The 11008-nt window shown below is 68.7% G+C and carries 11 protein-coding genes; 9 read left to right on the forward strand and 2 right to left on the reverse strand.

Annotated elements, in window-relative coordinates; all coding sequences use genetic code 11:
- A partial coding sequence (locus tag VI056_10525; protein ID HEY6203466.1) for a transcription antitermination factor NusB occupies window positions 1-120 on the forward strand: 120 nt, incomplete at its 5' end.
- Here the strand turns inward: VI056_10525 and VI056_10530 are convergent.
- Together VI056_10530 and VI056_10535 are read right to left on the reverse strand one after the other, a co-directional pair.
- The gene (locus tag VI056_10530) at window positions 117-1631 is read right to left on the reverse strand and encodes a Gmad2 immunoglobulin-like domain-containing protein (protein HEY6203467.1); all 1515 of its coding nucleotides are present in this window, start codon (window positions 1629-1631) and stop codon (window positions 117-119) included. The two genes, VI056_10525 and VI056_10530, sit on opposite strands and share 4 nt — an antisense overlap.
- Window positions 1628-2119 (reverse strand): sigma-70 family RNA polymerase sigma factor, encoded by a 492-nt coding sequence (locus VI056_10535; GenBank protein HEY6203468.1) that lies wholly within the window; start codon window positions 2117-2119, stop codon window positions 1628-1630. Before VI056_10535 ends, VI056_10530 begins: the two co-directional genes overlap by 4 nt.
- Before the next feature lie 145 nt (window positions 2120-2264).
- Here VI056_10535 and acpP point away from each other — a divergent pair, with 145 nt between their 5' ends.
- From acpP to ffh, 8 genes are all read left to right on the forward strand, one after another.
- On the forward strand, window positions 2265-2507 hold the full coding sequence (acpP, locus tag VI056_10540; protein ID HEY6203469.1) for an acyl carrier protein: 243 nt from the start codon (window positions 2265-2267) through the stop codon (window positions 2505-2507).
- An 89-nt stretch (window positions 2508-2596) separates the two neighbouring features.
- Complete coding sequence (gene rnc, locus VI056_10545; GenBank protein HEY6203470.1) at window positions 2597-3268, forward strand: ribonuclease III; 672 nt, start codon at window positions 2597-2599, stop codon at window positions 3266-3268.
- Complete coding sequence (locus tag VI056_10550) at window positions 3265-6666, forward strand: AAA family ATPase (protein HEY6203471.1); 3402 nt, start codon at window positions 3265-3267, stop codon at window positions 6664-6666. Before rnc ends, VI056_10550 begins: the two co-directional genes overlap by 4 nt.
- Window positions 6667-6669: 3 nt before the next feature.
- Window positions 6670-7044, forward strand: a complete 375-nt coding sequence (locus VI056_10555) for a hypothetical protein (protein HEY6203472.1) — start codon at window positions 6670-6672, stop codon at window positions 7042-7044.
- Between the two features lie 9 nt (window positions 7045-7053).
- Window positions 7054-7959, forward strand: a complete 906-nt coding sequence (gene ftsY, locus VI056_10560; GenBank protein ID HEY6203473.1) for a signal recognition particle-docking protein FtsY — start codon at window positions 7054-7056, stop codon at window positions 7957-7959.
- Window positions 7960-7971: 12 nt separating this feature from the next.
- Window positions 7972-8748, forward strand: coding sequence for an EAL domain-containing protein (locus VI056_10565; protein HEY6203474.1), 777 nt, complete (start codon window positions 7972-7974; stop codon window positions 8746-8748).
- A 21-nt stretch (window positions 8749-8769) separates the two neighbouring features.
- Window positions 8770-9552, forward strand: a complete 783-nt coding sequence (locus VI056_10570; protein ID HEY6203475.1) for an EAL domain-containing protein — start codon at window positions 8770-8772, stop codon at window positions 9550-9552.
- A gap of 4 nt (window positions 9553-9556) precedes the next feature.
- On the forward strand, window positions 9557-10894 hold the full coding sequence (gene ffh, locus VI056_10575; protein HEY6203476.1) for a signal recognition particle protein: 1338 nt from the start codon (window positions 9557-9559) through the stop codon (window positions 10892-10894).
- Window positions 10895-11008 lie beyond the last annotated feature (114 nt).

Raw genomic sequence — 11008 nt, forward strand, 5'->3', positions numbered from 1 at the left:
GCGGCGATCATCGACGAGGCCGTTGAGCTCGCGAAGATGTTCGGCAGTGAGGCCTCACCCAAGTTCGTCAACGGCGTGCTCGCGACCGCGGTCGGCGGACGGAAAGAGCCTTCGGCCTAGCGCACCGTCAGCGGGATCTGCACCAGCCCGGTGTCCGCGCCATCGCGTGGACTCGCCCAGAAGACCTCGAGCGTGACGTTCCCACTCACACTCGAGAGGTCGATCGACATCTGAAAGGTGCCCCACACAGCACTGGTACCACGGCTTGCCTGCGTGAATCCGTTCGCCAGGACGCGCCTTGCGGAATCGACGACACGCCACGCGGTCGTCGCCTCGAACGTACGCGACAGCCCGCTGACGGTGAATTGGCGGACCGTGTCGCCCGGCTTCGGTGAGTACACGGCGACGGTGTCGCTCAGCGACGTCGCGAAGCCGCCGATGTCCACGACGATGCGGTCCGGATTCGGCAGGAGAGCGACACGCCAGGGCCGGTGGTCATCCAGCGCGAGCTCGTACGTCGTGCTGCCGGACTTCGGTGTGGACCTGATCGACCGCAGCGGCGAGCGATCGATGACCTCGAGCCCGGGCTTCCGCTCGGTCCCGCGAACTTCCAGCACGATCTGGTACTTGCTCTGCGCCGGATCCTTCGTGTCGTCCACTGTCTTGCCGCTGACGGTGAAGGCGTCCCAGTCGCCGGAGTCCACCTGCACGATGAACCTCGCGACTCCAGCGGCGAACGTATCGACCGAATAGTTGTTGCTGAGCACCGCGGGCGACGGGCTTGGGCAGGTCGGCGCGCACGGCCGCGACTGACCCTCCCCGACGACCTCATCCTGCTGCGGGCCGTAGCCCGACACGTCTTCCCGCGCGAGCGGCTTGTCCATCACGAACTGGTCGATGTGCAACGGCTTGCCGCCGTTCTGGGTGAAGAGCACGCGCCGAACTCCGGGCTCCTCCGTCGCCGTGTACACGAGTTGTTGCAGAGCGGCGAGCGTCAGGGCCGAGCCACGGATCCCCCAGTCGTCGTTCCTGACGGAAAGGTCCACGGTCGCCGTGTCACCGTCCACCCGCACAGCGCCTACGCCCTGTGCGTTGGCCTGATTCGGCGGTCGGATCGCGTTGAACGCCCCAGATGGGACCGGGTCGGCATCAGGAAACTTCTCCAGACCCGAATTGAGCGTGACCACCGCGAGTCGCGACGTGATGCGAGCCACCGCGGTTGTCTGGAGAGGATTCCGCTGATCGCCAACACCACGCACATGCACGCCCACCGGGGGAAGTCCGTCTCGCGCGAAGTACACGACCTGGTGGTCGATCGCAGTCGGCTGCGGCGTAGGCGTCGGCACTGGTGTCGTGGTTACCGCCGGCGTGTGCGCGGCGACCGTGGGCGTGGGCTGCTGCCCGGCGGGTTGGTCCGTCGCAGGCCGTTCGAGCAGCGTCGAGCCGAGCGCGCCGGCGACCACGATCGCGGCGGCGAGCGCGGCCACACGCCAGAACGAGGCCCCGCGCTTCACCGGCCGCGATCCGATGCGCGAACGGTCATAGGGCGTCTCGCTGACCTCGGAGGTCTCGATCGCGCGCGAGAGCGCGCGACCCAGGATCTCGTCGTCACGCGGTTCGTCTGTCTTCATCGCATGGCTCCTCGGGCGAGTCGCCCAGCGATCTGTACCTGGCGCAGCTTCTCGATCGCCTGGTGGAGCGTTGCGCCCACAGTTCCGCTCTTGATGTCGAAGTGACTGGCGATCTCGTCGTAGCTGAGGCCGTAGTAGTAGCGGGCGACCACGATCGTCCGCTGCCGTTCCGGTAGCTGGCGGAGTGCCGCAAGGAGGTCGGCGCGGTCCGCGACTGCGTCGAACGCCGATGACTCGGACGTCGCGCGCTCGGCCCAGCGATCGTCCTCGACGCGCCGGCGGCGACGCTGCCGCAGCAGCTCCCGCGTGCCGACGACGAGGAGCCATGCTCCGGGCCGGTCGAGGGTCGCGAGGCCCTGCTTATGCGCTTTCACGAATGCCTCCTGTGCCGCGTCCTCGGCCGCGTCGGGGTCGCCCCCGATGGCCAGCAGCGCCCGCAGCAGGCGTGGGTACTCGAGGTCGTAGAGCTCGCGCCAACCGTCGGTCATCTGCCTACTGAACGAGTCTTGAGGAGGCCTGTTCCTTTAGTCTGTCCAGAGGCCCGATTGACGGGCGGTTTCCGCCCACCGACACTTGCGCGGAGCTGCCGAGGGCGGACGGGCGGGCAGCGCACACGCGGAGGAGGTAGGCGGTTTGGCGGAGGGCAAAACCTACGAGCGGCTCAAGAAGATCGTTGTCGAGCAGCTCGGGGTCGACGAAGGCGATGTCAAGCCAGAAGCGTCCTTCGTGGAGGATCTGAACGCCGACTCTCTGGATCTCGTTGAGCTCATCATGAGCCTCGAGGAAGAGTTCGGGATGGAGATCTCCGACGAGGAAGCCGAAAAGATCAAGACCGTCGGCGACGCCGCGGAATACATCGAGGAGCACGTCGCGTAGCGAGAGCAGGACCACGGGAGACCACGCACAGACGTAATAGGGGAGGCAGGGGCGCTTTAGCCCCTGCCTCTTCGTTTATGTCGGAGGAGATGGCTGACCTGGAGATCGCTGGATACCGCTTCCGAGACGCTGAGCTGCTTGCGACCGCGCTCACGCACAGCTCGTATCTGCACGAGCACGTCGGAAAAGGCATCCGCGATTTCGAGCGGCTGGAGTTCCTGGGCGATGCGGTCGTCGATCTGGTGATCGGGGAGGAGCTCTACCGGCGCTTTCCGGAAGCGACAGAGGGCGAGCTCACATCGCTTCGCGCGACGCTCGTGTCATCGACCGCGCTCGCGGCGATCGGTCGCGAGCTGGATCTGCCGCAGCGCGCGCGCCTCGGTCGCGGTGAAGAGGAGACCGGCGGACGATCCCGCATGGGTCTCGCCGCGAGCCTCTACGAGTCGTTCATCGGAGCCGTCTACCACGAGGCGGGTTTCGCGCGAGCGAAGGAGATCGTCCTCGAGACGATGGGCCACGTCCTCGACGACATCGAACACGCGCCGATCAAGTCCGCGAAACAGCTTCTGCAGGAGTGGGCGCAGGGCGAGAAGCTCGCACTGCCGGCGTATCGGATGCTCGAGGTGAGCGGTCCGGAGCATCACCGCGGTTTTGAGGTCGAGGTCGAGGTCGGCGGCAACGTCGCGCGCGGGTCGGGCTCGTCGAAGCGCGAGGCGCAGGAAGCGGCTGCGGCGAAGCTGCTCGAGCTGGTGACGAAGTGAGCGACGAGCTGAAAGTGATCGACGGCGGCAGCGCTCAAGCACAGGCCGTTCTCAAGAGTCTCGATCTCGTGGGGTTCAAGAGCTTTGTGCACAAGACACATCTCGAGTTCGCGCCGGGCATCACCGCGATCATCGGCCCGAACGGTTCAGGAAAGTCGAATGTGGCAGACGCGATCCGCTGGGCGCTCGGTGAGAACAACGCGCGCATCCTGCGCGCGAAGAGGAACGAGGAGCTCATCTTCGGCGGCTCCGAGACGCGCAAGAGCCTCGGCATGGCCGAGGCGATCCTGCAGCTCGACAACACGTCGCGCCGCCTGCCGATCGAATTCACCGAGGTCGAGGTCGGGCGCCGTCTGTTCCGCAACGGCGAGGCCGAGTACCTCGTGAACCGCTCGCGTGTTCGTCTGCGTGATCTGCAGGATCTGCTCGCCGGTGCCAATCTCGCCGACAACCCGTTCGTCGTCATCGGCCAGGGCCTGGTCGACCAGATCCTCGCGCTCCGTCCGGCCGATCGCCGCACCGTGATCGAGGAGGCCGCGGGCACGCGGCGCCTCCAGCTCCGCCGTGAAGAAGCGCTGACGCGGCTCAAGCACGCGGAGGCGGAGATGGTGCGTGTCGTCGATATCCTCCGCGAGATCGGGCCACGCGTCGAGCTGCTGCGCGAGCAGGTCGCCAAGTGGAACGAGTACGAGCACGTCCGTTCCGAGCTACGCCGACGCGCACTGCGCTGGTATCGCGCGTCGTTCGGCTCGACCGCGACGACGCGCGGTGATCTGGCCGCGAAGATCGTCGGCGTCGATCGTGAGATCGAGCGCCTCGTCGACTTCGTGAGCGAGGGCGAGATGGTCACCGCGGGAAGCGACGACGAGCTGCGCGCTGCGCGCGAGGAAGAGGAGCGGCGCCGTATCGCGGCGGGCGACGCCGCGAGCACCGAAGCCGGCCTTCGCGAGCGCGTCGCCGCGTTGCAGGCGAGCCTCGACGCGATCGCAGCCGAACGCGACCGCACTCGCGCATCGCTCGCGGCTCTCCCGGCGCAGCTCACGTCATTGCGCGAACAGCGCCAGAAGGTGGACGACGAGGCCGCGACGGCCGCACGGCGCGCGCGGGACTCTGCGGATGCCGCGCGTACCGCGGAGGTCGAAGCGTCGGGTACGCGCATCGCACTCGCCGAGGCGCGAGCGGCGCGCGTCGAGGCCGAGCGCGCGCACCTCTTGCGCGAGAACGACGAGATACGACTGGGGGACGAGGAGCGCGCGCTCCATGCTCGTGACGAGGAGCTCGCGACCGTCACGTCGCAGCTCGCGACCGAGCGCGCGCAACGGGAACGAGAGCGGGCGCGGATCGCGGTCGAGCTCGAGAAGGCTCGTGAGAAGGTCGCGACGGCCGCGCGCGCGGTCGAATCCGCGGCGGCGCGAGCCGCGGCTTCGCGCAACGAGCTGCAGCGGATCGACGGCGACCTCGCGCTGATCCGCGGCCAGACGACCGCGCTCCGCGAGGCTGCGGAGCGCGCCGAGGGCGAGCTCGCCGCGCGCGACGCGGGCGTACCGCGTCCGAAGCTGCCTGATGGCTTCGCGTGGCTGCACGAACGGTTGAACCTGCCCGACGCGGTCGCCGCAGCTCTCGGGGATGTCGCGATGACGAGCACGAAGAACGCCGGTGATGCGCCGCGTGGCTGCCGCCGCCTCGCGCCAGACGTCGCGATCTTCATCGCCGAGGACGACGCCTCGGCGATCGCCGCCGCGACGGCGCTCCGCGCGGGAGTCGTCGTCGCCCCAAGTGGTCTTCTGGTGCTTCCCGGTCTCGTCCGCTTCGGAGACCCGCGCCGCAAGGCCGACCAGGAAGCGCGGGCGCAACTGCGAGGCATGGCGTCGCGTCTTCGGGAAGAGCTCACCGGAGCGGAGCGCGGTCTCGCGCAGCTCCAGCAGGAGCGGACGAGCGCCGAGGCGCGCACGGCCGAAGTCGACGAGCGCCTCGATGCGGCGCAGCGATCGCGCGGAGACGCGGAACGCGTGGTCGACGAGCTCGCGTCGACCGACGCGGACGTGCGCGATCTGGTGCGCGTCGCCGACGCGCGCGCGACATCGATCGAGCGCGAGCGGCGTGAGATCCTCGAGCGCCGCGAAAGGCTCGCCGCCGAGCGATCGGAGGCCGCAAAGGTCCGCGCCGAGGCCGGCTCAGCGTTCGCCGAGGCCGAGCGCGGGGAGCAGTCCGCATCCGACGCCCACGGGTCGGCGACGCAGCGTGCCGAAGCGGCGCGGCTCGACGCGGCGACAAGTGAAGAGCGCCGCGGCTCGCTCGTGCGTCTGCGCGACACGCTCGACGAGCAGGTCGGTGCGGCGGAGCGCCGCATCGCCGCGGACGAAGAGCGTCTGCGTGCACTAGCCGCTCAGGAGCGAGACGCCAAGACGAAGCTCGACTCCGCGCAGGGCGATCTCGGCCGCGCCGCCGCGGATGCGCGCGAGGCCGAGCGGTCCGCGGAGCTCGCGCGGCAGCGCGCGCTCGCCGCCGAGGGGTCACGCCGCGAGTCGGAGCAGCGCCTCGCGAAGGCGCGCGAGCGCCTCGCCGAGCTGCGGGGCGAACGAGGCAAGCTTGCGGTCGAGGAAGAGCGCGCCTCCGGGGCGCTGCGCCTGCTCGAGGAGCAGGTGCGGGCCGAGCTCGGCCTGCCGGACGACGAGCCGCTACCCGACCCGGAGTCGATCGCGATCGAGGACGACAGTGATGAAAAGGAGAAGGGCAGCACGCTGGCCGCGCTGCAGCGCCTGCGCCGCCGCCTCATCGCGCTCGAGCCGGTGAACCCGCTCGCGGCGACGGAGCTCGCTGACATCGGGCAGCGCTATGAATTCCTCTCGACGCAGCGCGCCGATCTCGAGAAGGCGATGACCGACCTGCGCTCCCTCGCGGACGACCTCGCCTCGACGATCGCCGAGCAGTTCGCGACGACGCTCATGGCCGTAGACCGCGAGTTCGGCGTGTTCTTCCAGCGCCTCTTCAACGGCGGGCAGGCCTCGCTGCGAACGTCGGACGATCCCGAGGATCCGGGCATCGAGATCTATGCGCGGCCTCCGGGGAAACGCATCGGCAGCCTGGCGCAGCTCTCCGGCGGGGAACGCGCCCTCACGGCGACCGCGCTGCTGCTCGCGATCCTGCGCGTGAAGCCGGCGCCCTTCTGCGTTCTCGATGAGGTCGACGCCGCGCTCGACGAGCGGAACGTCGGGCGTTTCACGCAGGCGCTCCGCGAGCTCACCGACCGCACACAATTCGTCGTGATCACGCACAACCGCGGCACGATCGAAGCCGCGGACATGCTCTACGGCGTGTCGATGGATGACGGCGGAGTGTCGAAGGTGATCTCGCTCAAGCTCTCGGAGCTGGACGAGCAGCGCGAGCGCGCGGGCTAGCCGTTGACCTGGCGGCGCACGGCGCTCGTCGCGGGCTGGATCGCGACCGCGGGCTGGGGGATCTACTACCTGGTCGCGGTCGCCAGCAACGCACCGGCGTTCGTTGGGAACGCGGTGCTCCACTTCATCATCGGCTATATCTGGGCGCGCGCGATCATGGCCGGGCAGCTCTCCGCCCCGCTCGCGATCGCGGGAACGGTCGCCGCCGGTGTCTACACGCGGCTCGCGTTCGGCTTCGGGACGAGCGAATTCCTCTTCACACCCCTTGGACCGATCGTTGCCGTCGCGCTCGCGGACACGTCCACCCCGCGCAACATCGCGTCGTCCGTCGTCGCATTCGCCGTCGGCCTCGTCGCGTTCCTCTGGCTCGCGCCCTAGGTTGGATCGGTGAGTCTCGAGCAGGGCCTTGCGAAGACGCGAGGCGGATTCCTCGCCCGCCTCTTCGGTCGCAAGCCGGAGGAGCCGCTCACGCCTGAGTTCCTTGACGAGCTCGAGGAGGGACTCCTGCGCGCCGATCTGTCGGTGTCGCTCGTCGATCCGCTCATGGCCCAGGTTCGCGATCTGACCACGACCGGTGAGCTGAAGACGATCCGAAAGGCCCTCGACGCCGTGCGCGACGTGCTCGTCGCCGAGCTCTCGGGTAGAGACGGCGCGCTGCGGGGATCTGGCCAGCGGCCGCGGGTCGTTCTGGTCGTCGGCGTGAATGGCAGCGGAAAGACGACGACCGCCGCGAAGCTCGCCAAGCGCCTGAAGGACGCGGGAGAAACACCGCTTCTCGTGGCGGCGGACACGTTCCGCGCCGCCGCGATCGAGCAGCTCGAGACCTGGGCATCGCGCGTCGGCGTGCCGATCGTGTCCGGGAGGCCCGACGGGGATCCGGCGGCGGTCGTCTTCGACGCGATCAATGCGGCCACCGCACGCGGGAACAGCATCGTCATCGCGGATACCGCAGGCCGTCTTCACACGAAGGGTCATCTCATGGACGAGCTCGGCAAGATCGTTCGCGTCGCGGGACGCGCGCGCGAGGGCGCGCCGGATGAGGTCCTGCTCGTGCTCGATGGGACGGCTGGCCAGAACGCGATCCAGCAGGCACGTCAGTTCACGAAGGACGCAAATGTCACTGGACTCGTGGTAACGAAGCTCGATGGGACCGCGAAGGGCGGCGCGGTCTTTGCGATCGTGCACGAACTGCATTTGCCGGTGAAGTTCCTCGGCGTCGGCGAGAAGGCTGGCGACCTGGCTCCAATGGACCCCCGCGCTTTCGTTGAGGCGTTGCTGCCGCGCGCGGCTTAGCCTTAGCGCGCCATGGCAATCGTTCGTCTCCGGCCCGAAGAGCTCAAGCGCGCGCTCGATGAGAACGCGCTCTCGCTCCAGTTCCAGCCGCAGGTGCACGTGCCCACCGGCAAGCTCGTCGGCATCGAGGCGTTCGTGCGCTGGCCGCACCCGGCGCACGGGATGATCGGCCCGAGCGACATCGTGCCGCTCCTCGATCAGGGCTCGCTGCACGTTGAGTTCGATCGCTGGGTACTGCGCGCGCTGTGCGCGCAGGTGGTCGCATGGCGGAAAGAGGGCGTTCATGTTCCGCTGGTCGCGGCGAACATGTGGACGCACACGCTGCAGCGGCCGGATGTCGTCGACATGGTCCGTGACGCGATCGCGTCGAGCGGCATCGCTCCAAGTGACGTGGAGATCGAGTGCCCGCGCGGCAGCGTGCGTGATCCCCTGCTGGCCGAGCCTGTCCAGAAGATCCGCGGGCTCGGCGTTCGGATCGCATCCGAGGAGTTCGGCGACCCGGCGATCGCCGACGCGGCCTCCGGCTTCGACACGCTCAAGATCGGCTACCCGATCGCGCGCGATCTGCCGGTGCTCGGGACCGAGAGCCTCGAGGCGGTCCAGGCGATCGTCGGAGCGGCGAAGGTCACCGGCGCCCGCGTCGTCGCCGACAGTGTGGAGACAAAGGACCAGGAAGATCTGCTCGTCCAGTTCGGCTGCGAGATCGTGCAGGGCCGGCTGTACGGACCGGAGGTCGCGGCCGACGAGCTGAAGACCCTGCTCAGCGGATCGATACAAGCCCAGGCATGAGGCCGAGCTTTCGCTGAGCACGTGTTCACCCGCGCGGCGCTGCAGCACGCGCTCGACGCCGACGAGCTTCTCCTTCTCTATCAGGCGAAGGTCGACATGCGGACGGGCAAGCCCGTGGGCGTCGAATGCGCGATCCGCTGGCGTCACCCCACGCAGGGACTCCTTCACGCGACGAAGTTCGTCCATGAAGTGCCACCAGCTGGACTCGCGCCGGACTACATGCGCTTCATCGTTCGGACCGCCACTCGGCAGATGGCCCGTTGGCGGACCGCGTCGGTCCCGTTCGGCCGCGCCTCGATCAACGCCTGGCCGATCTCGATCGGCCGCGAGCTGATCGACGACACCCTCCGCGCGGCGGCCGAGGTCGGCATCGCGCCCGGCGAGATCGAGGTCGAGTCACAGCCCGAGGCGACCTACGGGCCGGAGATCTTCGCCGCGCTGCAGGAGTTTCGGGAGGCTGGGATCCGGGTCGCACTCGATGACTTCGGCGAGGGTTACCTGCGCTTCATGTCGATACGCGACGCCCCATTCGACGTCGTGAAGCTACCTGTCCACTTCGTTCTGCGGGCGGGCTCGACGTTCGACGATGCGGTGATCGCGGCCGGGGTCGGCTTCGCGCGGTCGATAGGCGCCGAGACCGTTGCCGAGGGGGTCGAGACGACCCAGATCCGCGACCGCGTGCGCGAACTCGGCTGTGACATCGGGCAGGGCTTCCTCTGGTCGCAGCAGGTCCTTGGCGACGAGCTGCCCGCGGTGCTCCAAGCGATAGGGATAGATGGCGCGTCGGCGAAGCCCGTAGCCTAGGAACATGTTCGAGCAGCTCTCTGAAAAGCTGAACACGACGTTCGAGCGGCTCCGGGGTCGCCCGCGCGTGACCGAGTCCGATCTCGAAGAGGCGCTTCGAGACGTGCGCGTCGCGCTGCTCGAGGCGGACGTGAACTTCAAGGTCGTGCGCCAGCTCGTCGCGACGGTGCGCGAGCGCGCACTTGGTGAGAAGGTCCTCGAGTCGATCACCGGCGCGCAGCAGGTCGTGAAGATCGTGCACGACGCCCTCGTCGAGATGCTCGGCGGCGAGGCCGTGCCGCTCGTGCGCGCGGAGCGTCCGCCGACGGTCCTGCTGCTCGTAGGTCTTCAGGGCTCCGGAAAGACGACGACCGCGGCGAAGCTCGCGAACGTCCTGCGCAAGCAGGGACGCCGCCCGGTGCTCGTCGCCGCCGACGTGCATCGGCCCGCGGCGATCGAGCAGCTGCGCACGCTGGGGAAGCAGCTGGGGATCCCGGTGATCGCCGTCGCCGCCGGGCGCGTCTCGGAGGACGTCGCGGCCGCCGTCGCCACCGCCCAGCGCGACGGCGCGGACACGGTGATCGTCGACAGCGCCGGCCGGCTGCACATCGACGACGAGATGATGCGGGAGGTCGAGTCGGTCGTGACCACCACGAAGCCGCACGAGGTCCTACTCGTCGTCGACGCGATGACGGGCCAGGACGCCGCCCTGGCGGCGAGCGCCTTCAAGGCGCGCCTACCGGTCAGCGGCCTCGTGTTGACGAAGGTGGACAGCGACGCACGCGGCGGCGCCAGCTTGTCGATCCGTGCCGCGACCGGTGTGCCGGTGAAGTTCCTCGGCGTGGGGGAGAAGCTCGATGCGCTCGAGGTCTTCCATCCCGACCGGCTCGCGCAGCGGATCCTCGGGATGGGCGACATCCTCACGCTCGTCGAACGCGCGCAGGAGACCGTCGATCGCAAGACCGCCGAAGAGCAGGCGAAGAAGATCATGGAGGCGCGCTTTACGTTCGAGGACTTCTACGCCCAGCTCCAACAGCTGAAGAAGATGGGGCCACTCGGTGATCTGCTGAAGATGATCCCGGGCATGGGGGGCCTCGCGAAGCAGCTGCCTGAAGGCCCCCAGGCCGAGCACGAGCTCAAGCGGATCGAGGCGATCATCTCGTCGATGACGAAGGCCGAGCGCGCCGAACCCACGCTGATCAACGGATCGCGGCGGAAGCGCATCGCCGCCGGCTCCGGGACGAAGGTGTCGGACGTCAACAGCCTGCTAAAGCAGTTTGTGTCGCTACAGAAGCAGATGAAACAGCTGAGGCCGCTGATGCAGAGCGGTCGCCTACCGGGGCTCCCTGGAAAGCGTCGGTAACCTCCAGCCGTGACCGCCCGTCGCTCCTCCGCGCGACGATTCCCTTCGTGACAATTCGGACGTTCAGCGCGCGGCCCGCGTCGTCCTTGCCGATGACTTGGCCCGCTCTCGCGA

The organism is Candidatus Limnocylindria bacterium (assembly GCA_036523395.1).
Lineage (GTDB): Bacteria > Chloroflexota > Limnocylindria > P2-11E > P2-11E > CF-39.